Origin of the sequence: Shimia sp. MIT910701 (assembly GCF_047126315.1) — a bacterium.
GTDB lineage: Bacteria > Pseudomonadota > Alphaproteobacteria > Rhodobacterales > Rhodobacteraceae > Shimia.
In genome coordinates, this window is sequence record NZ_CP138953.1 from 4,438,692 (window position 1) to 4,461,728 (window position 23,037).

Annotated in this window: 23 protein-coding genes; 15 read left to right on the plus strand and 8 right to left on the minus strand. The window is 61.1% G+C overall.

Going from position 1 to position 23,037, the window contains the following annotated elements; genetic code table 11:
* Positions 1 to 159 precede the first annotated feature (159 nt).
* From SIB38_RS21835 to SIB38_RS21855, 5 genes are all read left to right on the plus strand, one after another.
* Entirely contained in the window at positions 160 to 1,332 is a 1,173-nt protein-coding gene (locus SIB38_RS21835) for a substrate-binding domain-containing protein (RefSeq protein ID WP_412551032.1), read from the plus strand.
* Between the two features lie 87 nt (positions 1,333 to 1,419).
* Entirely contained in the window at positions 1,420 to 2,196 is a 777-nt protein-coding gene (locus SIB38_RS21840) for an ABC transporter ATP-binding protein (protein WP_294112736.1), read from the plus strand.
* Positions 2,189 to 2,911, plus strand: coding sequence for an ABC transporter ATP-binding protein (locus SIB38_RS21845; protein ID WP_294112734.1), 723 nt, complete (start codon positions 2,189 to 2,191; stop codon positions 2,909 to 2,911). Before SIB38_RS21840 ends, SIB38_RS21845 begins: the two co-directional genes overlap by 8 nt.
* Before the next feature lie 34 nt (positions 2,912 to 2,945).
* On the plus strand, positions 2,946 to 3,977 hold the full coding sequence (locus SIB38_RS21850; protein ID WP_294112732.1) for a branched-chain amino acid ABC transporter permease: 1,032 nt from the start codon (positions 2,946 to 2,948) through the stop codon (positions 3,975 to 3,977).
* A gap of 2 nt (positions 3,978 to 3,979) precedes the next feature.
* On the plus strand, positions 3,980 to 5,035 hold the full coding sequence (locus SIB38_RS21855) for a branched-chain amino acid ABC transporter permease (RefSeq protein WP_412551033.1): 1,056 nt from the start codon (positions 3,980 to 3,982) through the stop codon (positions 5,033 to 5,035).
* A 4-nt stretch (positions 5,036 to 5,039) separates the two neighbouring features.
* Here SIB38_RS21855 and SIB38_RS21860 read toward each other — a convergent pair whose 3' ends face one another.
* A complete protein-coding gene (locus SIB38_RS21860; protein ID WP_294112729.1) occupies positions 5,040 to 6,230 on the minus strand; it encodes a DUF3095 domain-containing protein in 1,191 nt (396 codons plus the stop codon).
* Positions 6,231 to 6,414: 184 nt separating this feature from the next.
* Between SIB38_RS21860 and SIB38_RS21865 the strand changes: the two genes are divergently transcribed.
* The 7 genes from SIB38_RS21865 to speB all read left to right on the plus strand — a co-directional run bounded on the left by SIB38_RS21865 (position 6,415) and on the right by speB (position 14,561).
* Positions 6,415 to 7,587 (plus strand): MFS transporter, encoded by a 1,173-nt coding sequence (locus SIB38_RS21865; RefSeq protein ID WP_412551034.1) that lies wholly within the window; start codon positions 6,415 to 6,417, stop codon positions 7,585 to 7,587.
* Between the two features lie 131 nt (positions 7,588 to 7,718).
* On the plus strand, positions 7,719 to 8,741 hold the full coding sequence (locus SIB38_RS21870) for an aspartate-semialdehyde dehydrogenase (RefSeq protein ID WP_294112727.1): 1,023 nt from the start codon (positions 7,719 to 7,721) through the stop codon (positions 8,739 to 8,741).
* Between the two features lie 172 nt (positions 8,742 to 8,913).
* Positions 8,914 to 10,551 (plus strand): DUF4139 domain-containing protein, encoded by a 1,638-nt coding sequence (locus SIB38_RS21875; protein WP_412551035.1) that lies wholly within the window; start codon positions 8,914 to 8,916, stop codon positions 10,549 to 10,551.
* Between the two features lie 352 nt (positions 10,552 to 10,903).
* Positions 10,904 to 11,260, plus strand: coding sequence for a hypothetical protein (locus SIB38_RS21880; protein ID WP_294112725.1), 357 nt, complete (start codon positions 10,904 to 10,906; stop codon positions 11,258 to 11,260).
* Between the two features lie 84 nt (positions 11,261 to 11,344).
* Entirely contained in the window at positions 11,345 to 12,736 is a 1,392-nt protein-coding gene (locus SIB38_RS21885) for a leucyl aminopeptidase family protein (RefSeq protein WP_412551036.1), read from the plus strand.
* Positions 12,736 to 13,599 carry an NlpC/P60 family protein gene (locus tag SIB38_RS21890; protein WP_294112721.1) on the plus strand — a complete coding sequence of 288 codons (864 nt, stop codon included), beginning with the start codon at positions 12,736 to 12,738 and terminating at the stop codon, positions 13,597 to 13,599. The genes SIB38_RS21885 and SIB38_RS21890 overlap by 1 nt, the downstream gene beginning before the upstream one ends.
* Positions 13,596 to 14,561 (plus strand): agmatinase, encoded by a 966-nt coding sequence (gene speB, locus SIB38_RS21895; protein ID WP_294112719.1) that lies wholly within the window; start codon positions 13,596 to 13,598, stop codon positions 14,559 to 14,561. The genes SIB38_RS21890 and speB overlap by 4 nt, the downstream gene beginning before the upstream one ends.
* An 80-nt stretch (positions 14,562 to 14,641) precedes the next feature.
* Here speB and SIB38_RS21900 read toward each other — a convergent pair whose 3' ends face one another.
* The 4 genes from SIB38_RS21900 to SIB38_RS21915 form a co-directional block, all read right to left on the minus strand.
* Positions 14,642 to 15,493, minus strand: coding sequence for a GNAT family N-acetyltransferase (locus tag SIB38_RS21900; protein WP_294112717.1), 852 nt, complete (start codon positions 15,491 to 15,493; stop codon positions 14,642 to 14,644).
* Positions 15,494 to 15,497: 4 nt separating this feature from the next.
* Positions 15,498 to 15,845: a DUF2794 domain-containing protein gene (locus SIB38_RS21905; protein WP_168591579.1), complete on the minus strand. Its 348-nt coding sequence runs from the start codon at positions 15,843 to 15,845 to the stop codon at positions 15,498 to 15,500.
* A 275-nt stretch (positions 15,846 to 16,120) separates the two neighbouring features.
* Complete coding sequence (locus SIB38_RS21910; RefSeq protein WP_294112713.1) at positions 16,121 to 16,612, minus strand: NUDIX domain-containing protein; 492 nt, start codon at positions 16,610 to 16,612, stop codon at positions 16,121 to 16,123.
* Positions 16,613 to 16,678: 66 nt separating this feature from the next.
* A complete protein-coding gene (locus tag SIB38_RS21915) occupies positions 16,679 to 18,352 on the minus strand; it encodes a DUF6504 family protein (protein WP_294112711.1) in 1,674 nt (557 codons plus the stop codon).
* 114 nt (positions 18,353 to 18,466) lie between these two features.
* Between SIB38_RS21915 and SIB38_RS21920 the strand changes: the two genes are divergently transcribed.
* Positions 18,467 to 18,904, plus strand: a complete 438-nt coding sequence (locus tag SIB38_RS21920) for a c-type cytochrome (RefSeq protein ID WP_294112709.1) — start codon at positions 18,467 to 18,469, stop codon at positions 18,902 to 18,904.
* Between the two features lie 42 nt (positions 18,905 to 18,946).
* Here the strand turns inward: SIB38_RS21920 and SIB38_RS21925 are convergent, their stop codons facing one another.
* The gene (locus SIB38_RS21925) at positions 18,947 to 19,228 is read right to left on the minus strand and encodes an I78 family peptidase inhibitor (RefSeq protein ID WP_412551037.1); all 282 of its coding nucleotides are present in this window, start codon (positions 19,226 to 19,228) and stop codon (positions 18,947 to 18,949) included.
* Between the two features lie 145 nt (positions 19,229 to 19,373).
* Between SIB38_RS21925 and SIB38_RS21930 the strand changes: the two genes are divergently transcribed.
* Positions 19,374 to 20,507: an S-(hydroxymethyl)glutathione dehydrogenase/class III alcohol dehydrogenase gene (locus SIB38_RS21930; RefSeq protein ID WP_294113251.1), complete on the plus strand. Its 1,134-nt coding sequence runs from the start codon at positions 19,374 to 19,376 to the stop codon at positions 20,505 to 20,507.
* A gap of 30 nt (positions 20,508 to 20,537) precedes the next feature.
* On the opposite strand, the gene SIB38_RS21935 is transcribed toward SIB38_RS21930, so the two are convergent.
* A complete protein-coding gene (locus SIB38_RS21935; protein WP_294112707.1) occupies positions 20,538 to 21,272 on the minus strand; it encodes a vWA domain-containing protein in 735 nt (244 codons plus the stop codon).
* A gap of 163 nt (positions 21,273 to 21,435) precedes the next feature.
* Between SIB38_RS21935 and SIB38_RS21940 the strand changes: the two genes are divergently transcribed.
* Complete coding sequence (locus tag SIB38_RS21940; RefSeq protein ID WP_412551038.1) at positions 21,436 to 22,548, plus strand: hypothetical protein; 1,113 nt, start codon at positions 21,436 to 21,438, stop codon at positions 22,546 to 22,548.
* Between the two features lie 5 nt (positions 22,549 to 22,553).
* Here SIB38_RS21940 and SIB38_RS21945 read toward each other — a convergent pair whose 3' ends face one another.
* Positions 22,554 to 23,003, minus strand: coding sequence for a winged helix DNA-binding protein (locus tag SIB38_RS21945; protein WP_294112703.1), 450 nt, complete (start codon positions 23,001 to 23,003; stop codon positions 22,554 to 22,556).
* Between the last annotated feature and the right edge of the window lie 34 nt (positions 23,004 to 23,037).

Below are 23,037 nucleotides of genomic sequence, written 5' to 3' on the forward strand. Positions count from 1 at the left end.
GGCTGTCCTCAGCCTCTGAAATAGCCCGCCGGATTGGTCTGGTTTCCCCAAGCCACCCACCTACGTAATTTCCCCGAATTGACCCTTTTTGCCACCGCCACCTACCATGAGCACAATCGCCGCAATCCAATTTGCGGTTGAGTTCAGGGAGGAAAACTCATGAAGAAATGGCTCATCTCGAGCGCGATTTCTGCTTTGGCACTGACCAGCGCCGCATCCGCAGACATCAAAATCGCCCACGTTTACGGCAAAACCGGCCCGTTTGAGGCCTACGCCAAGCAGTCCCATGACGGCCTGATGCTCGGTCTGGAGTACGCCACCGGCGGCACCATGGAGATCAACGGCGAGAAAATCGTTGTGATCGAGAAAGACACCCAGCTGAAGCCAGACAACGGCAAAGCCCTGCTCGAAGAAGCTTATGGCGATGACGAAGTTGACCTCGCCGTGGGTCCCGTCAGCTCCGGCGTGGCACTCGCCATGCTGCCTGTGGCCGAAGAATATGAAAAGCTGCTGATCGTTGAACCGGCCGTGGCCGACAGCATCACCGGCGCCAACTACAACCGCTACATCTTCCGCACCGGACGCAACAGCTCGCAAGACGCCGTGGCCAACGCAATTGCGCTCGCAGGTGAAGACGTGCACATCGCCACCTTGGCACAAGACTACGCTTTTGGCCGCGACGGCATCGCCGCGTTCCGCGAGGCATTGGAAGGTCAGGGCCAGGGCATCGCGCATGAGGAATACGTGCCTACCGACACCACCGACTTCACCGCGGCGGCAGAGCGTATCTTCACTGCGGTGAAAGACCTCGAAGGCGACAAAAAACTCTTCATCATCTGGGCCGGTGGCGGCAACCCGATGGGCAAAATCCAAGCGATGGACCCCTCCCGCTTTGGCGTTGAAATCGCCACGGGCGGCAACATCCTGGCGGCCATGAAGGCTTACAAGGATTTCCCGGGTCTCGAAGGTGCGACCTACTACTACTACGAAATCCCGAAGAACGACGTGAACGACTGGCTGGTGAAAACCCACCAGGAGCGCTTTGGCACCCCGCCTGATTTCTTCACCGCCGGTGGCATGTCCGCAGGCATCGCCGTTGTTGAGGCGATCAAAAAGGCCGGCAGCACTGACACCGAAGAACTGATCACCGCCATGGAAGGTATGGAGTGGGAAACCCCCAAAGGCACCATGAAGTTCCGCGCCGAAGATCACCAGGCGATGCAGACCATGTACCACTTCAAGATCAAAGTGGACGACAACGTCGAATGGGCCATCCCTGAACTGGTGCGCGAGCTGAAGCTCGAAGACCTGCCAATCCCGGTCCGCAACTAAGACCTGTTTATTTCCCTCGATGGCTGGCTCCGGATTTTATGCCGGGGCCAGCCGCTTCCCCAGACCACACTCACTGGGTTTCAAACCATGTCCCATCCCATTCTGGAAACCACCGACCTGACCGTGCGCTTTGGCGGCCATGTCGCGGTGGACCACATCTCCTGCAGCTTCAACGCTGGCGAGCTGACCGCGATTGTCGGCCCCAACGGCGCAGGCAAAACCACCTATTTCAATCTGATCTCCGGTCAGATTCCCGTCTCCGAAGGCCGTGTGAAACTTGGCGGCAGCGACATCACCCGCATGTCCGTCGCCCAGCGCACCCACCGCGGCATCGGCCGTGCCTTTCAGCTCACCAACCTGTTTCCCAACCTGTCGGTGCTGGAAAACGTGCGGCTTGTGGTGCAGTCCAAGGCTGGTCGCGGCTTTAACGTCCTCTCCATGGCGGACAGCCACGCCGAATTGACTGGCCCGGCCTATGATATTCTCGAGCGCATCCGCATGACCGATCAAGCGGATCAGGTTGTGTCTGAACTCTCTCATGGCGACCAACGCAAACTCGAGGTCGCGCTGCTGATCGCGCTCGACCCACTGGTTTATATGTTTGACGAACCCACCGCCGGCATGAGCGTGGACGAAGCCCCGGTGGTTCTCGATCTCATTGCAGACCTCAAAACCCGCAAAGACCGCGCCATTCTGTTGGTGGAGCACAAGATGGACGTGATCCGCACCCTCGCGGACCGCATCATCGTATTGCACAACGGAGCGCTGGCCGCAGACGGCGACCCCGTCGAAGTTATGGCCTCTGACGTGGTGCAAGAAGCCTACATGGGCCGTGATCTCGAGGAGGCGCTCGCCAATGTCTGATCCCATCCTGAAACTCGACGGCGTCTTCACCAACATCGCGCAGTATCACATCCTGCAAGGGGTTGAACTGACTGTGCCACGCGGCGAAGTCACCATGCTTCTCGGTCGCAACGGAGTGGGCAAAACCACCACCCTGCGCACCATCATCGGCCATTGGCGCGCCCATCAGGGCAGCGTCACGTTTGACGGTCAGAACATCACAAAACTGCCGACGCCAGCCATTGCCCGCGCAGGCATTGGCTTTGTGCCAGAAGACATGGGCATCTTTGCCGACCTGACCGTGGAGGAAAACATGATCCTCGCCGCTGTCTCCGGCGCAATTGATGACGCCCGCCTGCAGTGGCTGTTCACAGTTTTCCCGGCACTGGAAACCTTCTGGAAAAAAGACGCGGGCACGCTCTCCGGGGGGCAAAAGCAGATGCTGTCCATCGCCCGCGCCATGATCGAAGAGCGCGCGCTGTATCTGATCGATGAGCCCACCAAGGGCCTCGCCCCCGCGATCATCACCACAATGGCCCGCGCCATCAAGGAACTGAAAGACCAAGGCGCCTCTATCCTGTTGGTGGAGCAAAACTTTGCGGTTGCCAAAGCCCTTGGCGACACTGCCAACGTCATGGATGACGGTCGCGTGGTCTGGTCCGGCCCAATGTCCGAACTAGCCACAAACGCCGACCTACAAGAGCGCCTAATGGGCCTCAGCATGGAGGCGCACTGATGTCCCCGAACACACCTAATCTGGAGGTCCGCCCATGAGCGCCGCCCCCGAACATGCGCCCACGATGGCGAAGATGTCGCTGACTGAGCGGCTTGCACCCCATGCCCCCATCCTTCTGGTGATTGCGTTGATCCTCGCTGGCCTTGTCGCCATTCCTGCCACCTCCAGCTGGCTTACGCTCACAGTCTCGGGCCTCGCCATGGGCATGATGATCTTCATCATGGCCTCAGGCCTGACACTGGTCTTCGGCCTGATGGACGTAATCAACTTTGGCCACGGCGCTTTTGTTTCCGTCGGGGCTTTTGTTGGCGTCTCTTTCCTGCTCCTGCTGGAGCACATGACCGGAGCACCGAACCTGCTCTGGAACCTGACCGCGCTCATGGTCGCGATTGTTGGCGCTATGGCTGCCACTGGCGTCATGGGCTGGGCCTTTGAGCGGGTCATCGTGAAGCCGGTCTATGGTCACCATCTCAAACAGATCCTTGTTACAATGGGCGGCCTGATCGTGGTTGAACAACTCATCATCGTGCTCTGGGGACCGGAAGAGATTTACATCACCCGCCCCGAAGCCCTCAAAGGCGCGATCACCTTCGCCGGAGCAGCACTAGAGAAATACCGGCTTGTGGCTGTAGGCATCGGCCTCGTGGTCTTCCTCGCCATGCGCTGGACGCTGCGCCGCACCAAGATCGGCCTGATCGTGCGCGCCGGCGTGGAAAACGGCGAGATGGTGCAGGCCCTTGGCTACAACCTCCGCATGGTCTTCATCGGCGTCTTTGTCGCCGGCTCCGCCCTTGCCGGTCTCGGCGGCGTGCTCTGGGGCCTCTACCAGGAAGTCATCACCGCCCACATGGGCAACCAGACCATGATCCTTGTGTTCATCGTAGTGATCATCGGCGGGCTGGGCTCGGTCGAAGGCTGCTTTATCGGCGCGCTTATGGTCGGCCTGATGCAGAACTACGTGGCCTTCCTGGAACCCAAAGCGGCCCTGATCTCCAACATCGCCCTGATGGTGGCGATCCTGATGTGGCGCCCAACGGGCATGATCCCCGTGGTAAAGGCGAAATAGACATGCTGAAGACCCTTGTTTCCGGCGACACCCCACGCTCGCCCATCCTTCTGGCGATCCTAATTGTGATCCTGATCTGCCTCGCCTTTGCCCCCTTCCTATTCCCCGGCGTGCGCTCAGTCGACACCGCCGCCCGCATCTGCATCTTCATTGTGCTGGTGGCCTCTTATGACCTGCTGCTGGGCTACGGCGGTATCGTCAGCTTCGCCCACACCATGTTCTTTGGCCTTGGTGCCTATGGCGTCGCCTTGGCCAGTACACACATGGGCCGCGGTTTTGACGCCCTGCTGGTTGGTTCGGTGGCCGGTGCCGGTTTGGCTGCGCTCCTCGCGCTGGTGATCGGCCTGTTTTCCCTACGCGTCCGCGCCATCTTCTTTGCCATGATCACGCTTGCGGTGGCTTCCGCCGTGGCCGTGTTGGTCAGCCAGCTCTCCACCCTAACGGGCGGCGAAGATGGCCTGTCCTTCAAAATCCCTCGAGCGCTCGGCCCAGCTTTCAAGTTCATGGACGGCGAACTCTTCGGCGTGAAGGCCAACGGTAAACTGCTGAAGTACTACCTCGTCTTCATCTCCTGCTTTGTGCTCTTCCTGCTGATGCTACGTGTGGTGAACTCGCCCTTTGGCCGCGTTCTGCAAGCCATCCGCGAAAACGACTTCCGCGCTGAGGCCATCGGCTATCGCGTGGTGCATTATCGCGTCGCCGCCACCTGCCTTTCCGCCGCCATCGCCGCCCTCGCCGGTGCGCTCTACGCCGTCTGGCTGCGCTACGTCGGCCCGGACACCACGCTCTCCATGGAAATCATGATCGATATCCTCTTGATGGTGGTGATCGGCGGTATGGGCACCATGTACGGGGCCGTCATCGGCGCGACCCTGTTTGTGCTGGCGCAAAACTACCTGCAAAACGTACTCAGCCTCGCGGGCGAAAGTGTCGCCACGCTGCCGCTGCTCCCAGACCTGTTGAACGCAGACCGCTGGCTGCTGTGGCTTGGCGTGCTCTTCATCCTGTCGGTCTATTTCTTCCCCACCGGCATCGTCGGCCGCTTGCGCGGGAAATAACCGATCAGGCGGCCTGCGCGCGCAAGTTGCGGGCCGCCAGCGCATAGCCACCTGACGCGCCATCGACAAAATGCATATGCGACCGCTCCACGGGCGAGGGCACGATGCACGTCATCATCGCGGCATCCTGCACATGCACCCCATACCGGATCACGCCGCGCGCATGGGCTTTCTGCAAGATCGCCTCGATTTGCACCTGCGTGTCCGCGCCACAATCCAGCGTCATTTTTAAGCCGTCATCGAACTTCTGATAGTCGGTGTTGCGCGCCACATCGACCTTGTAATCCACCGGATCAAACCGCCCCAGACGTATTTCTGAGCGCAGCAAGGCCCAGGCAAACGCACTGCCCAAAAGCAGCTTGGCCTTGCGCCACCACATGGCTCCTTTGGGGACAACCCGCGCCTCCAACTCCAGGCCCGGCGGTGGAAACTGCGCCCTAGGCCCCAATGGCGGCACCGGATGCCCTTGGCGTTTCGCCTTGTCTGCCACCGAAATCACGTCCCGCGCCACCTGCGCAAAATCGGCCTCACGCGCCCCCGCCTGCGGCACGATCACCAAAGACAGGATTGCCCCCTGCGTGGCTTCGATATTGGCCCAGCGACAACTTAGCCCCGTCAAATCCGGCCCCTCAGTAACTGTGCTGACGGGTAAGGAGACTTCGCCAGCCTTCATACGCGCCTCAAGCCAGGCCATCCCACCACCAGAGAAGCTTGCATAATCGACGCCATCCGAAGGCGCATACCGCGCCACGCGCACATCGTGCCCCGCCCCGCGCACTTCGGCCACGGTTGCTGTCGCCACGCGCAGCTGCAACCCATACTCCGCCTGCGCCCAACGCCGCACCGCATCCAGCGCGGCCTCAGCATCGTCGCGCTGTTCCGGCCAAACAGCAAACTGCGCCCCGTCTCCGCCAAACACATAAGGCAATGCCTGCATCTGCGCCGCATTGAGTTGTGCCGAGATCACCGCCGCACCCACCAGGTTCACAGCCTTATATCGCCCCTTCGCAATTTCCTCGGTGGAGCCAACGATATCAGCCACCCCGACAATCCATTCATCTGGCAAGCGCACATAGCGCATAGGTTCAGCCAAGCGATCAAACTCGGTGATGCGCGCAATGTTCTCGTAAAACGCCGGACCAGACATCAGGTCGGTGTGAGGTGGAATGACGTGGGGCAAGTAATGAAGGCTCATGGCTAAACGGTCCAAAACCGGTGGCGGAATACCTGATATACGTGCGCCATCCGCAAAAGATCAGGATGTTTCATGCAGCTCACAGAGTTGTGGGCAACGGTGTTCAGCCGCCAGCAAAAATCACCTCTTGCCTTCGCCGAAGACATACTATCTTGTCGCCTTTGGAAATGGGGAGGTAGTTAACATGCGCATCGATTTGGTTCTCTTGTGTCTGGCCTATGTGCTGAGCCAGTTTTTCCGGGCCTTCCTTGCCGTGCTCACCCAAGTGCTGGAGACAGATGTCGGTGCGACGCCCGCCGATCTGGCGTTTGCCAGCGGCCTCTGGTTCCTGGTTTTTGCCGCCATGCAAATCCCGGTTGGTGCAGCGTTGGATCGCGTCGGACCACGTCGCACCTCCGCGGTGTTGTTGTTGATTGGAGGCGGTGGCGGCTCCGCCCTCTTCGCCATGGCCACAACACCGCTGCACATCACCGTCGCCATGGGACTGATTGGTGTCGGCTGCGCCCCGGTACTGATGGCCAGCTACTTCATCTTCGCCCGCATGTACGCTCCAGCTCGCTTTGCCACATTGGCCGCCCTGATGTTGGGTGTTGGCTCTGTCGGCAACCTGATCGCCGCCTACCCGACCGCCTGGGCCGCCGAAACCATCGGCTGGCGCGCCACGCTCTGGGTCCTCGCCGCAATCAGTTCCAGCATCGCTGTTGGCCTCTGGGCGCTAGTGCAAGATCCCCCCAAAGCCAACGGCACCGAAAAAGGCTCCGTGCTAGACCTTCTGAAAATCCCGGCGCTTTGGCTGCTCTTCCCGCTGATGTTTGTAAACTACATGCCCGCCGCAGGCATCCGGGGCCTCTGGATCGGCCCCTACCTGTCCGACGTCTTCACACTCACCACCAGCGAAATTGGCCAGGCCACACTGGTCATGGGCGTGGCCATGATCTGTGGCACTTTCTGTTATGGCCCCGCCGATCGCATCTTTGGCACCCGCAAATGGGTCATCATCTGCGGCAGCGTCATCGGCGCCACCGCCCTCACAGGCCTTGCCGTGTTCACAGACACAAGCGCCTTCCGCTCGATCCTGTTGATGTCCGTCGTTGGCTTCTGTGGCGCCGCCTTCCCAGTCCTGATCGCCCACGCCCGCAGCTTCTTCCCAGCCCATCTGACGGGGCGCGGCGTGACCCTGATGAACCTCTTTGGCATCGGCGGTGTCGGGGTCATGCAGTTTGGCTCCGGCAAATTGCACAACGCCATCGCCCCCACCGATTCCCTGTTGGCCTATCAGGCGCTCTTTGGCCTCATGGCACTCTGTGTCTTTGCCGGCGCGCTGATCTACTGCTTCTCCCAAGACCGGATGGATTGATCAAAATCCACGCCTTTTCAGCATTCATCGCAAACCGGAATGACCCCCTTCAGCAATTTCCGGCCACCCACCCCTTTTTTCTTGAGGAAAACAAGGCTAAGAGAGCGCGTCGTTAGAAATGGAGACCTCAGATGGGTTATCGCATCGTCGTCGCTGGTGCCACAGGCAACGTGGGCCGCGAAATGCTGAACATTCTGGAGGAACGTCAGTTCCCAGTGGATGAGATTGCTGTTTTGGCAAGCCGCCGCAGCCAGGGCACCGAGGTCACCTTCGCCGACAAAACCCTGAAGATTCAGGACATTGAACAATTCGACTTCGCAGGTTGGGACATGGCGCTCTTCGCCATCGGCTCTGAAGCCACCAAGAAGTTCGCCCCCATCGCAGCGGCGGCCAATTGTGTCGTGATCGACAACAGCTCGCTCTATCGCTACGACCCCGACGTGCCGCTGATCGTGCCAGAGTGCAACGCTGACGCGATCCACGGCTACTCCAAGAAAAACATCATCGCCAACCCGAACTGCTCCACCGCGCAGATGGTTGTGGCGCTGAAGCCGCTGCATGACCGCGCCAAAATCAAGCGCGTTGTTGTGTCCACCTACCAGTCCGTGTCCGGCTCCGGCAAAGACGCAATGGACGAGCTCTGGGATCAGACTAAAGCGGTCTATAACCCAACCTCTGATGTGCCGCCAAAAGTCTACACCAAAGAGATCGCGTTCAACGTGATCCCGCACATCGACGTGTTCATGGAAGACGGCTCCACCAAAGAAGAGTGGAAGATGGTTGCCGAGACCAAGAAGATCGTCGATCCGGCGATCAAAGTCACCGCCACCTGCGTGCGCGTGCCTGTGTTTGTCGGCCACTCCGAGTCGATCAACATCGAATTCGAAGAGTTCCTGGACGAAGACGAAGCCCGTGACATCCTGCGCGAAAGCCCAGGCATCATGGTGATCGACAAGCGCGAAGACGGCGGTTACGTGACTCCCAAAGAATGTGTGGGCGACTTCGCCACCTTCATCTCCCGCATCCGTCAGGACAGCACATTGGACAACGGCCTGAACCTCTGGTGCGTGTCCGACAACCTGCGCAAAGGCGCGGCACTGAACGCAGTCCAGATTGCGGAGACCCTGGGCCGCGAAGTGCTCAAGAAGGGCTAAGCCCTTTCACATGACGAATTTCAAAGGGCGTCCTTACAGGCGCCCTTTTTCATGCCCGACGTCTTACGCATGTCCGGCAACTCCCCGCCCAACGACCAAACATACGCAAAGCTGACTTGCCTCCGCGCGCCCCGCGTGTTCGTCTTTCATCAAACAAAACCACAGGTGATTGATGAAACACGCGATTTTAGCCACTGCCCTTGTCCCGCTGGCCACACCGCTTTGGGCCAACGACATCCGCCTCAACGCCCCGGTCACCGCGGCCACGCTTTATTCCGAAGGCGCCACCCTCACGCGCGCGGTACCTTTTAGTGCCCCCGCTGGCACCCACGATCTGCTGATCACCAACCTGCCCGAAAGCCTTGACCCGATGTCCGTCCGTGTGGCCCTCGATGGGGCCCAGCTTGGCGCTGTGACCTTGCGCCACGAGCGGGTGTACCCGCACCAGCAAGAAGACAGCCCCGAGCTCGCGGCGGCAAAATCCGAGCTCGAATTGCTCGAAAACGACTGGCAGGAAGCCAGCGACAGCCACGCCGACGTGATGATGACCGCCGAGGTCGCCCGCGCGCGCCTCGCCTATCTATCCACCCTGCAAGGCCCCTCGGAAACCGCCGCCTCACCGGATGTGCTGAAAGAAACCATGGCGTTGATTGGCCGCGAAACCCTCGCTGCCCACCGCGATATTGCCTCGGCAGAACGCGAAGCGCGTCAGTATGAAAAACAACTCGAAGAGCTGCGCCAACCGCTGGAGGACGCCCGCCAATTGGTCGGGGCGCTGACCCCCACCGAGAGCGACAATGCCATGCTGGCGATCTCGATCGCGACCGAGGCCGCCACCGAAGGCACTCTCACGCTCACCCACCTCACACAGTTCGCCCGCTGGTTGCCCGCCTATGACGTACACCTCAACAACACCGACACGCCGCAACTCAGCATCGAACGCGGCGCTTTTGTGAGCCAGTTCACCGACGAGGACTGGACCGACGTTGCTATTACCCTCTCCACCAGCCGCCCGGATGGGCAATCCGAACCCAGCGGTCTGTCCCCCTGGCGCCGCCATATCGAAAAAGAACAGCCCGCCCTCGCCAAAACCAACGCGGGCCGCCTCGCCGAGATGGATCTGCGCGAGTCGGCCGCGCCTATGGCGGAGCCCGTACTGATCGCGGAGGAAGCCTCTTACAGCTTTGGTGACGGCATCAACGCCACATACGCCTACCCAACGCCAGTTTCTGTGTCGTCCGCCTCCGACGCCCTGCACCTGGCGCTGGGAACCTTGGACCTGACGCCCGAAACCTACGCTTTTGCCAACCCGATGCGTGACGAGACCGCCTTCCTCATGGCCGAAGCCACTAACGACGGTGGCGAGTTGATCCTGCCCAGCTTTGAGGCCAACTTTTTCCTCAACGGCACCTACATTGGCCAACAGGAAATGCCCCTGATAGCGGAGGGCGACGACATCGACTTCTCCTTTGGCCCGATCAACGGCCTGCGCCTGAGCAACAAGGTCACCAACAAGGTCACCGGCGACAAAGGTGTGCTGACCACCCGCAACGAGCAGAGCGAAACCCGTGTGCTGACCGCCGAAAACCTCACCGGCCGCGCTTGGGACCTGCGCCTGTTAGGCCGCGTGCCCTATAGCGAGCAACAGGATCTCGAGATCACCCATCAGGCCACGCCTGCGCCGACAGAAACCAACTACGAAGACCAACGCGGTATTCTTATGTGGCAACGAGAATTGGCTGTTGGCGAAAGCTTTGATGTGAAGCTGTCCCACACCTTGCAATGGCCTTCGGAAATGGTCCTGCGCTAACAAATTTCGGAAACACCCTGTTTCCAAAGGCACCCACCCCAAGCGCCGCGACAGTCCCCACTGGCGCGGCGCTTTCTCGTTCCCATCGCCAAACACCGCCCCCTGCACGTCTCAAAAAACACCTTTAAAACAACGAAAATGCGACACCACCGCCCTCATCTCAGAGGCGAACCAGGCACATCCACGAATCTCCTAACCCTAAGCAATTGAAAGCTATTTAGCTGTAATTCTACGGATTTTAGACCGCCCTAGAAACCATTTGAGAAGGTTTGGCGGTCATTGATGTGTCTAACCGTTTGGGTGAAACGGACAAAACTTAGGGTGAGACATGTCACAAGTGGCAAAGCTAATAATGAGCGAACAGGCCGTCGTCGATCAGGACGAATTGGCCCGCGTCTTTATACGAATGAATCCGGATGAGGCCGAAGAGACCTTTCTGGGGTTGGTCAAATCGCTGACCGATCATCTGGCGATGGGCGAGCACCATCTGAACGCCAGCAACCTGTCGGAACTGGCGGACACCATGTCCCTGGTCGAACTGATCGCCGGTCGCCTCTGCATGACCGCGCTATCACAGGTTGCCGGTGATGTGGTGGCTTGCTGTGATCGCGGCGACCACGTGGCCCTTTCGGCCACACATGCCCGCCTAATCCGCGTTGGGGAAGGCGCTTTGCGTGAAATCTGGGATCTGAAGCGCACCTACATCTGATCGGTGCGCCAATCCGCTTGCAGGGGGCGCACCAACCGTTAGGCTGGAGATCAAACAGCTTACGTCCGGTCAGAAAGGTGCGCCATGTCCCTCACATTTGCTTCCGCCGAAGGCGGCCCGTCCATCCCATTGCATGTGGTGGACAGCGACAGCTATGAGGCCTGGCGTGACGCCCAAACCCAATCCGCCCGCACCTTCCTGACCGCCACCGGTTTCAAGCCCGCCATCGGCAAATCCATTCTGATCCCGGATGCCTCCGGCGCGCCGGTGATGGCTGTCGCAGGCTTCGGCACGCCGCAAACCCGCGCCCGGGGCCGCTTTGCCCTGGCCGCCGCCGCTGCCACTCTGCCCGCAGGCACCTACGCGCTGGTTGGCGCCCTGCCCGCTGGCGATCTGGAAACCGAGGCCCTCGGCTGGCTGCTCGCGCAATATGCCTTTGACCGCTACGCCAAATCCTCTGGCGCCACCGCCCAACTGATCTGCCCGCCCGGCGTGGACGCCGCCAAAGTAGAGGCCATTGCCGCGGGAGAGGCCCTCACCCGCGATCTGATCAACACACCCGCCTCTGACATGGGCCCGCAAGAGCTCGAAGACGCAACCCGTGCCTTGGCCCTGAACTACGGCGCAATCTGCACCGTGACCAAAGGCACTGCGCTTCTGGAACAGAACTTCCCGATGATCCACGCAGTGGGCCGTGCCGCCGCCGAGCACCGCGCCCCGCGCCTGATCGACATGCGCTGGGGCAGCGAAGGCCCCACGCTCACACTGGTGGGCAAAGGTGTCTGTTTCGACACCGGCGGGTTGAACCTCAAACCCGGCGGCTCCATGGCGCTGATGAAGAAAGACATGGGCGGCTCCGCCACCGTGCTGGGCCTCGCTCAAATGATCATGGCGCTCAATCTACCGCTGCAACTGCGCGTCCTGATCCCTGCGGTGGAAAACGCGGTTTCCGGCGACAGCTTCCGCCCCGGCGACATCCTCACCGCCCGCAATGGCCTCTCCGTGGAAATCAACAACACCGACGCCGAGGGCCGCCTTGTGCTGGCCGACGCATTGGCCCTGGGGTCAGAAGACACCCCCGATATGATCCTCTCCATGGCAACCCTCACCGGCGCCGCCCGTGTCGCGGTCGGTCCCGACCTCTCGCCCTACTACACCGATGATACTGGCTTTGTCTCCGCACTGGAAACTGCCGCCACCGAGGTCTCAGACCCGGTTTGGCGCATGCCGTTCTGGGAACCTTATGAGAAGATGATCGAACCCGGCATCGCTGATCTGGACAACGCCCCCTCTGGCGGCTTTGCGGGCTCCATCACCGCCGCACTCTTCCTGCGCCGCTTTGCCAAAGACCAACGCTACGCCCATTTTGACATCTACGGCTGGAACCCAACCCCGTCGCCAGCTCGCCCGAAAGGCGGCGTTGGCATGGGCGCCCGCGCCATCCTCGCGGCCCTGCCCGAGGTTCTGTCACTCTGATGGATAAGCGTCTGACCCCCAGCACCGGCAAAGTCGCCGCCGCCTTCCTGCGCGGCCAAGTCACCGCCGACCGCTTTGTTGAGCCCACCCCCTACCGCGTCGCCATGGTGGTCACCGACCTGCTCTCCGGCCCGCAAGGCACCCGCGAACGCCAGCTCCTGCGCGGCGAAGTTGTCAATGTGGTGCACACACAAAACGGCATGGCCTTTGGCTATGCCGAGAAAGATGGCTACGTCGGCTGGGTCGACATCGGCGACCTTCTCAGCCACCCAAAACAGACACCCACCCACAGCATCGCCGCCGCCCGCAGCTACGCCAAAACCACCCCAGGCCTGAAAACCATGGGTCATGTCACCCCGCTATCGTTCGGCACTCGCCTTGTGGTGCTCTCGCAAGAGGACAACTGGGCCCGTATCGCCTGGGACGGCGGCCAGGTCACCCGCGACCTCTATGTCCCCAGCCAGCACCTTGCACCCATCGATCACGTCGAAAGCGACGCCGCCACGGTTGCCGAACGCCTGATCGGAGCGCCCTACCTTTGGGGCGGCAATTCTTCTTTTGGCATCGACTGTTCCGGCCTTGTGCAAGCGGCACTCTTGGCTACAGGCACCCCCTGCCCCGGCGACAGCGACCTGCAAGAGGCCGCCTTTCCAGATGCAACCGGCCCCTACCAGCGCGGCGACCTGCTGTTCTGGAAAGGCCATGTCGCCATGGTCACCGATCCCAACACAATGATCCACGCCAACGCGCATCACATGGCCGTGGCGTATGAGCCCATCGCCGCAGCCATCACTCGTATTGAGGCCCAAGGCGACGGTCCGGTCACCTCCCACAAACGACCCATCTTAGGAGCCTCCACATGAGCAGCGGTTTCTTCCAACCCGTGTCTGGCATGGACCTGCCCCGCTTTGCTGGCGTGCCCTCTTTCATGCGCCTACCCGTCATGGATCTGGACCATGACCGCATCGCCGATGTGGATGTTGGCCTGATCGGCGTACCCTGGGACAGCGGCACCACCAACCGCCCGGGCCCGCGCCATGGCCCGCGCCAACTGCGCGACGCCTCCACCATGATCCGCGCCCAAAATGGCGCCACCGGCGTACGCCCCTTTGATCTGATCAACTGCGCCGACCTTGGTGATGTGGGCCCCAACCCCGCTGACATCCACGACAGCATGGAGCGCATCACCGCCTTCTATGACGACGTTCTGGCGCAAAACATCACGCCCCTCACCGCAGGCGGCGACCACCTCACTTCTCTGCCGATCCTGCGCTCCCTCGCGAAGGACAGCCCCGTCGGCATGGTGCATTTTGACAGCCACACAGACCTCTACCACAGCTATTTTGGCGGCACGATGTACACCCACGGCACACCTTTCCGCCGCGCGGTGGAGGAAGGCCTGCTTGATCCCAAGCGTTTCGTGCAAATTGGCATCCGCGGCAGCACCTACGATGACGAGGACACGGATTTTGCCAAATCCGTCGGCATCCGCGTGATCCGCATCGAAGAGTTTTTCGCGAGAGGACTTGAAGACGTCATGGCCGAGGCCCGCGAGATTGTGGGCGCAGAGCCCACTTACGTCAGCTACGACATCGACTTTGTGGACCCCACCTTCGCGCCGGGCACCGGCACACCCGAAGTTGGCGGCCCCAACAGCTTCCAAGCCCTGGAAGTGGTGCGCCACCTAAACGGCCTCAACATCATTGGCGCCGACATGGTCGAGGTCTCTCCCCCGTTTGACAGCTCCGGCGGCACCGCCTTCCTGGGTGTTTCGGTGATGTTTGAACTGCTCTGCGTGATGGCCACCCACCTCTCACCAGAGTGACCCCACATTCTCAGTCCCCAAATATCCCGGGGATGAATTGGCAAAGCCAAGAAGGGGCTGGCCCCTTCCCTTGCGCTGCGTCAGCCCAGCTCCAGCGTGCTCACGGCAAAATATCCGCCTGACGCGTCGCCAACCGGCACCGACGCGCCGCGATACATCCGCGCGGTGGCAAACCCCGGCGTCAGGTTCAGCGACTGACACAGCGCCTTCAACGACGCCGAGGTGTCTGGCACATCCAGCGTCACCGGGCCGCCCATCGTCGCGGCCACATGCGCAATCAACGCCTGAGCGTGCTCTTCGCCCTGCGCCCAAAGCGGGCCAATCTTTACACCCTCACGACAGCGCCGTGCGGTGCAAAATCCTGCAACTCCATTCGCAACCTGCATGATCCAGGTCTGACGGCTCTCCACTGGTGCAAACCACGCAGCAAGATACGCAGGCTTACGCACACCAGACGCCGCCGCCTCTAGGTCAATCAATGTGGCGACATCCTCCGGCGCCGCCTCTCGGACGCGATCACTCTCCCGCGCGACAACCTCGCCCGTAAACCGCGTCGTGGCGCTGAACAGTTCAAACCCCGAAGCGGCATAATTGTCCTGCTGATCCGGCACACCGTCCAAGCCCACCACACGCGCACCAGCATGTTGGAGCGCATGTTCCCACAGCCCATAACCAATGCCCTGCCCGCGAAACGCAGGCCGCGCGATATACAATCCAAGAAAGGCAAAATTCTCGGTGTGGGTCACCACCGAAATCGCCGCTGCCAACTGGCCATCCACCGTCGCCACAAAGAACCCCTCCGGATCGGCCTGCCAAAACGCGGCCGCATCCTCTAACCCAGGGTTCCAGCCCTCTTCGGCCGCCCACTCCAGAATGATGGACAGCTCCTTCAACGTTGCCCTGCGAAACTCTGTGGTCTGGCGCAATCCCACCCGCTCACTCCACTGCACGGATCAGCTTTCGCTCCAGCACCCGCAACACAGTTTTCAGGTCGTGCCCACGCTTGAGCACCTGCCCGTCCATGCCAATCACCGCATAAAGCCCTTGCTTGTTACGCAGCTTCGGCCGTTTTTCGATGCGATACAGCGGGTTTTCCGCCGCCCGGCGAAACACCGAAAACACCGCCACTTCCCGCAAGCTGGAAATCCCGTAGTCACGCCACTCGCCTGCAGCGACCATCCGTCCATAAAGCCCCAAAATAACCGACAGTTCGGTGCGATGAAACGCCACCTGCTCAGGCGGCTTCTGGGGCGGGTGCAATCTGCTGGGAGGTTGGGCATTCATACCCTCAGCCTTGCGCCATTCCGCACCAAAAGCAAGCCCAACATACCGCTCCCACGCCGTTAACCACGCCCCATTTTGGTCACAGATTTTTCCGCAAAACGCCTTGGTGCCTTCCTTTTGTCGCCGCAACTGCCCGCCATCTTACCCTCATAGCGAAAACGAAACGCTACCTTCGGCGGCGCGGCACTATTGCCCCCACCCAGTCTGTGCCGCCGAGGGGCACTTTTCTTTTTACCCGCTAGAGCCGCCCCTTTCGGGGCGGTTTTCTTTTGCGCCTAGACCAGTTGAAACTGTCCGGTTTCCTGATAGGCCCACCACAATGCAAAGGTGCGGCGCTCCGGCAGCACAAACCGCGCCATGTCAATTTCCTCAGGCGCAACAAAATCAATCGCCACGGTTTCACGCTGGTCGGGCATCACCGCCTTTTGCGCCAGAAAGCCATGCACCAAAAGCGAGACGCTCTGGATTTGATCCCCGTTCGGGTAGGTATGGCTTTCGATCTCTGGATCAGACGACAGACCAAAAACCGTTACATCTCTGATCGTCGCGTTGGCCTCTTCCTTGGCTTCGCGATGCACCACATCGAGTAGGGTCTCCCCAAGCTCCATACTGCCGCCGGGCAGCCCCCAAAGCCCGTCATCCGCCCGCTGGATGATCAAAAACCTTCCCTTGTCATCTTCAATAAGCACCCGACCGCCAACGGCGATGAGCGGCCGACTCCCGACTTGCGCTCGCAATTGTCCCAAATAGCTGTCTTGAAATGTCATATGCCTGTCCCAATACCCGTGGATCACTTGTCAACGCCTTGTGGCCAACCTAGGCCAGTTCGCCGCTCACGCAAAGCTGCCCTGACAAAACCAGCCCGCCGACATTTGCCCACCATGGGCAAAATAGAGCCACAGCCGTTCGCCATTCTTGCAGGTCACCCGCCAGTAATCGCGTACACCGCTGCGCCACTCCGGCTCATCCAGCCACCACTCCGGCGCAATCCGCTCCGGCCCGCGCGCATCCGCCACCGCCATATCGCGCCCGCGCCACCGGAACACCTCCGGCAAGCGCGGCACCTCCGGCGCGTGCACCGGCTCTGGTCGCCACAACAGCAAAGGCCGTTTCAACACGCTCTCTGGCCAGGCCTGCTCCCAGGGCTCTGACCAGGCGGCGTGCAATATCTGCGCGGTTTTCTCTGGGATATGACTGGACGCCGGATGCCGTCGGGTGATCTGTTCCAGCCCCACCCGCGCGCCAATCCGGCCAATCAGATCCTCCAAGGCCTGGCCCTGGCTCAGCCGCTTCTCTGCCGCCTGCCGCGCCTCCAGATGCCCCGCCGTGTGGCGCGCATGCAGCGTTTCCACCCGCACCGCCTCCAGTCGCAGCATATCAATGCCAAAGCCCGCATCGATGTCGGTCAGCTTCATCCGCAACAACGGCCGCACCCGCTCGGGATCATCGGTGGCCCGCGCCAGCCCCACCTCGACGCTCTGCATGGTCTGATCGGTGCGAAACACCTGCAACCGCACGACGCGAAGACCTTTGGACTTTTTCTTCAGCCGCTCACACAGCGGCCCCAACACCTTGTCCACCGCCGCCGCCACATCCTCTTCCAGCCCAATCGGGTCCGGCAGGCTCATGCGCACCGCGTAAAACGTCTCCGGCGGCGCTGGGTTCACCGGCTCCGGCACCGCGCCCAGCGCCTGATCCAGCCGCAACACCAGCCATTTGCCAAACCGCCGCGCCAGCCCCGCCCGCGGCTGCCCGGTCAAATCGCCAATCCGCCGCAGCCCCAGCCGCGCCAGCTCCGCCTGCGTATCGCTATCCAGCCGCAACGCCGCCACCGGCAGCGCCGCCAGCGCACTGTGGGTTTGCCCCGGCGGCGCAATCCGTCCCACGTCCACCTTGCCGCCCGCAGCAGGCGGGGCCGCGCCGCCCCGGGTCCAATGCCGCCGCTTCACCGCCCGCGACCGCGTCGCCGGGGCCTCCTGATCAATGTCATCCCCGCTGCGATGCGTCCCACTGGCAAGCTGCGGCCCTGGCTGCCTCCCAAACCGCGCCAAGGCCCAGGCCGCCCCCAAGGTATCCGCCAGCCCGGCCCGCACCGTCAGCTGCAAATCCGCGCAGTCCTCCCCCACCCGCTCCAACACGCCCTCTTCACCGCCAAACAGATGGGTGCTGCCGGTCACATCCAGCACCAGCGCATCCTCTTCCGTGGCTGCCACCCAGGGTGAGTACTTCCCCGCCCAGCGCGTCAGCACTTTCATAAACCCCTGCTCCGCCTGCACATTCCGCAACCGCGTGATCAAATGTGGACACATCGCCTGCGCATCGCGCAAAGGCTGCCCCAATGTGAGGCCCTCCCGCTCCGCCTGCTCCGACAACGAGCAAATCACCTGCATCTGTCCCGTATCCCGCAGCACCGCCAAAGGTGCATCAAAGGTGCCCCGCTCCATACGGATCAGGCGCTCGGCCCCCAAACGCGGGAACCACAGGGAAAGAATGCGACGGTTCGGCATAGGCAGCACACGGAACAGAATCGTGATATTTGTTCACTTTATGTTCCCATATTTTCCACTTGATTCCCAGCCCCGCCATGGGCTGCATAGAGGCAGCCAACCAAAGGAGCCAAAATGCGCCGCCACCTTTTGATCGCCGCCGCTTTGTTGATCACCACTTCGGCCCACGCCCACAACGGTGTGAAAGACCCCGAAGTCATGGCCCGCATGATGGCGATGGAAAAAATTGGCGCGGCTTTCAAAACTCTGGTCAGCATGGCGAAACAGGAAGTCCCCCTGCATCAAGCCAAAGCCCGCATGGCGCGCGACACCATTGTGATGGAATCCGGCAAAATCAACGCCTTGTTTGAAAACCCGGCCACCGACCCCAAAACCGAGGCCTTACCAGCAATCTGGGACAACTGGGCGGACTTTTCGGCAAAATCTGACGATCTCACCAAAGCCGCGAAAGCGCTGGATTTCAAAGACCGCGCCGCGCTGGCAAGTACGCTGGGCGGGGTTGGGCTGGCCTGCAAAGCCTGCCACAAGCCCTACCGCCAGAAAAAGAAATAGCCCGACCAAAGGCCGGGCCATGCCATCGCCTAGCTCAGCGGCTTAACTGCAGCTGACTTTCAAAATCTTACCAGCTTCATCATGCACCACGTTCAGACGGTTCTCGTGGAAATCCATGGTGGCTGGCGAGTTCTCGGCCATCACCCGCACCATCTCCGGCACGGTCACGCCCTCAAGCGCACTCTTGTCCTGCCCCACCAGGAACTCAAACGTCGCCGGATCACAGGTGGTGCTGCCTTTTGCTTCCGCCACGTCTTCCCCTTTACACGCTGTCAAAGCCGCCAGCCCTACAAAGCCCGCCGCTGCCAAAACCACAAACCGCATAATCTTACTCCTTGTCGCAAATATACAAATTTGCTTCGTCCCCGCCGTGCCAACCACGAGGGGCCTTCGCTATGTTCCCAATAAGGTTGCAATGATAGAGCGTTTCAACCACGCTCCAAAACAAACTGGGAGGATAGGCAAAATGATGCGCACGAAAGCCGCCGTCGCTTTGGAAGCCGGCAAGCCATTGGAAATCATGGAAGTGAACCTCGAAGGCCCCAAGGCAGGCGAAGTTCTCATTGAAATCAAGGCCACAGGCCTGTGCCACACCGACGAATTCACCCGCTCCGGCGCCGACCCGGAGGGTCTGTTCCCGTCCATTCTGGGCCACGAAGGCGCAGGCGTTGTGGTGGAATGTGGCGAAGGCGTCACCACGCTCAAGCCGGGTGATCACGTGATCCCGCTCTACACGCCAGAATGCCGCGAATGCCATTCCTGCCTATCCGGTAAAACCAACCTCTGCACCGCCATCCGTGGCACGCAAGGTCAGGGACTGATGCCCGACGGCACCACCCGTTTCTCCATGCTCGATGGCACGCCGATCTACCACTACATGGGCTGCTCGACCTTTGCGAACCACACGGTGATGCCGGAAATCGCGCTCGCAAAAGTGCGCGAAGACGCGCCCTTTGACAAAATCTGCTACATCGGCTGCGGTGTCACCACCGGCATCGGCGCGGTGATCAACACCGCTGGCGTGGAGATCGGCTCCTCTGCGGCGGTCTTCGGCCTCGGCGGCATTGGCCTCAACGTCATCCAGGGCCTGCGCATGGCCGGTGCCGACACCATCATCGGCGTCGACCTTAACGACGACAAAGCCGAGATGGCCAAGAAGTTTGGCATGACCCACTTTGTGAACCCCTCAAAACTGGGCGAGCAATCCGTCGTGGATGCCATCGTCGAGATCACCAAAACCGAAAAAGACCAGTTCGGCGGCGTGGACTACTCCTTTGACGCCACCGGCAACGTGCAGGTCATGCGTGACGCCCTGGAATGCTCCCACCGCGGTTGGGGCGTCAGCGTTATCATCGGCGTGGCCCCTGCCGGCGCCGAAATCTCCACCCGCCCGTTCCAGTTGGTCACCGGTCGCGTCTGGAAAGGCACGGCGTTCGGCGGTGCCAAGGGCCGCACCGACGTGCCCAAGTTTGTCGATTGGTACATGGACGGCAAAATCGAGATCGACCCGATGATCACCCACAAGCTGACCTTGGACGAAATCAACCACGGCTTTGACCTGATGCACGAAGGCAAATCCATTCGCGCGGTGGTGGAATACTGATCACCCGACAAAAGTCTTAAGAAACGCGCCTCACACGGGGCGCGTTTTCACTTGGTCAAACGGTCTGCCTATCACCGGACACCCCAACGTGCGCTGCAACGCGGCCACCAGCTCATCCACCGTTTCCGTGGTCACAAACAGGCCGCCAGTCTCATCCGCCAGACACCGCGCCACGGTGGTGTCAGTCAACGGATCTTGCTCCGGGTTGTTCCAGGCAAAGAAATCTACCTCGGCCCGGAAGCCAATCACATGCACCACCAAATCCCGTGCCGTTGCTCGAAACGCCTGTGCCATCTCACAAGGCCGCCCGCCACAGGTTTCATTGCCATCGGTCACCAGCACCACAACGCCGGGGCTGTTGCGGTAGTCCATCGCCTCTGCCGCCTGCTGCACCGCCGCTGTCAACGGCGTCAGCCCATCCGGTTGCAACCCATCAATCGCTGCAATCACCGGCTCGGCTGCGTTCTCAACCGGCCGAAATCGCAGATCCACATTTGCACAAGCCCCGCCCGCGCCGGGCCCATAAGTCATCAACCCGACCCGACGATAAGGCGCTATGTCCGGCATCGCCCGGCGGATCGCCTGCCGCGCCTCGACAATGCGGGTGTTGGGGCCGGTCTCAAAACTGATTTCCGCCATGGAGGTGGAGCCGTCAAACACCAGCATCGCGTCCGTCGCGCAGCTTCCTACCTGCGCCGAAGGAGCATAGGGGCCGCTCATCATCGCGACGGTTGCCGCCACTGTCAGTGCCAAAACCTGTTTCATGATGCCAGTCTGGCACCTCACCTGCCAAGCTGTCCAACGCGACCACGCTTTCTCCCCACAAGCGCGGTCACATTTCCGTCAATGACCCCTTCGACACACAGGGTATTCCAAAGTACTCCACATCAGATTACCATACCGCCACACCAGTTACCCCAGGATACCCATGACCACCGACCACCACATCCCGCGCCCCTTAGAAGCCGAGCAAGTCGCCAGCCTGCTGAACCCCGATCCCTTGGTAGGCGAAAGCGCTGGGCTGTTCCTCGCAGCCCCACGGCGCACGGGCAAAAGCACCTTCCTACGCCGCGACCTCGCCCCGCTTCTGGAGCAGCAGGGCAAATGCGTGCTCTACGTGGACCTCTGGGCCGACCGCAGCTCTGATCCGGCCAAGCTGATCACTGCCTGCCTCGCCAAGGCGCTCAAGGACAACGACAGCTTGATCGCCAAATTACACCGCAATGTGCCCTTCACCTCCGTCGGCGCGCTGGGCTTTAGCGTGAACCTGAAGTCGGCGGGCCAATGGGAAGGCACCATCCCCGATGCGCTCCTACTGCTCTGTGAGGCCACGCAAAAAGACGTGGTGTTGATCATCGACGAGGCCCAGCAAAGCCTCGCCACTGAGGCGGGCAAAAACGCCATGTTCGCCCTCAAAGCCGCCCGCGACGCGGTGAATCAATCCGGCCTGCCCAACCGGCTTTATCTGGTGATGACCGGCTCCCACCGTGACAAACTCGCCGCGCTGATCCACGACCAGCAAGCCCCGTTCTTTGGCGCCCGCGTGCGCGATTTCCCGACATTGGGCAGCAGCTACAGCACCGCGCTCACGCACCGCATCAACGCCCGCCTCGCGCCCGATGCCCAACTCACCGCCGCCACTGTGGGCGCGGTGTTTGACGACCTCGGCCGCCGTCCGGAAATCCTCACCGACTGCCTGCGCGACTTGATCCTGGAGCCCACCGCTGGCGACGAAGCCCTCCGCACCATCGCCTTGCGCAAAAAACACCAGATGCGCGAAGCCCTGCTGGCCGAAATCAGCACGCTCACCAAGCTACAACAGGCGCTGTTGCGCAAAATGGCCACCGAAGGCATCCGGTTCTCGCCCTACACCGACGCCACACGCCAAGCCCTCGCCGGTCCGGACCGGAAAGCCTACTCCAAAGGCGGCGTGCAAAAGGCGCTGGACGTTCTGCGCGACCGCGGCCTTGTTTGGCGGCCAAGTTTTGGCAACTACGTGCTGGAAAACGCCGACTTGGCCCAGGCACTGCGAGGGGAGTAGCGCGCCTATGGGGGGCTGGCCGCCCCAAGCTGCTTAAGCAAATCGCGCAGCACCTCAGTGTTGTCCGCACCAATCGCCTCTACGCATTGTGCCTCAATATCCCGGATTTGCCGCGCCGCCAAACCGCGCAGCTCCTGACCTTTGTCGGTCACAGACACCACCTTGTCCCGCTTGCTGCCCTCGGCAAGCGTCACCTGCAACACGCCGCGTTCCACCAACCGCGCCACCGCCTGCTGCGCCGCTTGTCGCGACATGCCCAACTCGCGATGCAACGCCGACAGTTTCAACGTCCGCCCCCGCAGCTGCCCAAACACCCGCATGTCAGAGTCTCGGATCGCCGCAAACTCGGTGGCTTGCCGCCCCCGATCCATTTCTGCATTCCACCGCCCCAACACGGTCATCATCAGCCCCTTGATATTGTCGGCAAGGAAGCGGTCATCTTTTTTATCAATCATGGTTGACAAATGGTCTTTCTATTTTCATTTATCA

Coding starts and splice junctions, on each gene's coding strand:
- SIB38_RS21920 (WP_294112709.1), top strand. CDS start 18,467: ATGCGCCGCCACCTTTTGATCGCCGCCGCTTTGTTGATCACCACTTCG.
- SIB38_RS21890 (WP_294112721.1), top strand. CDS start 12,736: ATGGATAAGCGTCTGACCCCCAGCACCGGCAAAGTCGCCGCCGCCTTC.
- speB (WP_294112719.1), top strand. CDS start 13,596: ATGAGCAGCGGTTTCTTCCAACCCGTGTCTGGCATGGACCTGCCCCGC.
- SIB38_RS21935 (WP_294112707.1), bottom strand. CDS start 21,272: ATGAAACAGGTTTTGGCACTGACAGTGGCGGCAACCGTCGCGATGATG.
- SIB38_RS21845 (WP_294112734.1), top strand. CDS start 2,189: ATGTCTGATCCCATCCTGAAACTCGACGGCGTCTTCACCAACATCGCG.
- SIB38_RS21880 (WP_294112725.1), top strand. CDS start 10,904: ATGAGCGAACAGGCCGTCGTCGATCAGGACGAATTGGCCCGCGTCTTT.
- SIB38_RS21945 (WP_294112703.1), bottom strand. CDS start 23,003: ATGATTGATAAAAAAGATGACCGCTTCCTTGCCGACAATATCAAGGGG.
- SIB38_RS21930 (WP_294113251.1), top strand. CDS start 19,374: ATGCGCACGAAAGCCGCCGTCGCTTTGGAAGCCGGCAAGCCATTGGAA.
- SIB38_RS21915 (WP_294112711.1), bottom strand. CDS start 18,352: ATGCCGAACCGTCGCATTCTTTCCCTGTGGTTCCCGCGTTTGGGGGCC.
- SIB38_RS21835 (WP_412551032.1), top strand. CDS start 160: ATGAAGAAATGGCTCATCTCGAGCGCGATTTCTGCTTTGGCACTGACC.
- SIB38_RS21885 (WP_412551036.1), top strand. CDS start 11,345: ATGTCCCTCACATTTGCTTCCGCCGAAGGCGGCCCGTCCATCCCATTG.
- SIB38_RS21840 (WP_294112736.1), top strand. CDS start 1,420: ATGTCCCATCCCATTCTGGAAACCACCGACCTGACCGTGCGCTTTGGC.
- SIB38_RS21855 (WP_412551033.1), top strand. CDS start 3,980: ATGCTGAAGACCCTTGTTTCCGGCGACACCCCACGCTCGCCCATCCTT.
- SIB38_RS21870 (WP_294112727.1), top strand. CDS start 7,719: ATGGGTTATCGCATCGTCGTCGCTGGTGCCACAGGCAACGTGGGCCGC.
- SIB38_RS21905 (WP_168591579.1), bottom strand. CDS start 15,845: ATGAATGCCCAACCTCCCAGCAGATTGCACCCGCCCCAGAAGCCGCCT.
- SIB38_RS21865 (WP_412551034.1), top strand. CDS start 6,415: ATGCGCATCGATTTGGTTCTCTTGTGTCTGGCCTATGTGCTGAGCCAG.
- SIB38_RS21850 (WP_294112732.1), top strand. CDS start 2,946: ATGAGCGCCGCCCCCGAACATGCGCCCACGATGGCGAAGATGTCGCTG.
- SIB38_RS21925 (WP_412551037.1), bottom strand. CDS start 19,228: ATGCGGTTTGTGGTTTTGGCAGCGGCGGGCTTTGTAGGGCTGGCGGCT.
- SIB38_RS21940 (WP_412551038.1), top strand. CDS start 21,436: ATGACCACCGACCACCACATCCCGCGCCCCTTAGAAGCCGAGCAAGTC.
- SIB38_RS21860 (WP_294112729.1), bottom strand. CDS start 6,230: ATGAGCCTTCATTACTTGCCCCACGTCATTCCACCTCACACCGACCTG.
- SIB38_RS21875 (WP_412551035.1), top strand. CDS start 8,914: ATGAAACACGCGATTTTAGCCACTGCCCTTGTCCCGCTGGCCACACCG.
- SIB38_RS21910 (WP_294112713.1), bottom strand. CDS start 16,612: ATGACATTTCAAGACAGCTATTTGGGACAATTGCGAGCGCAAGTCGGG.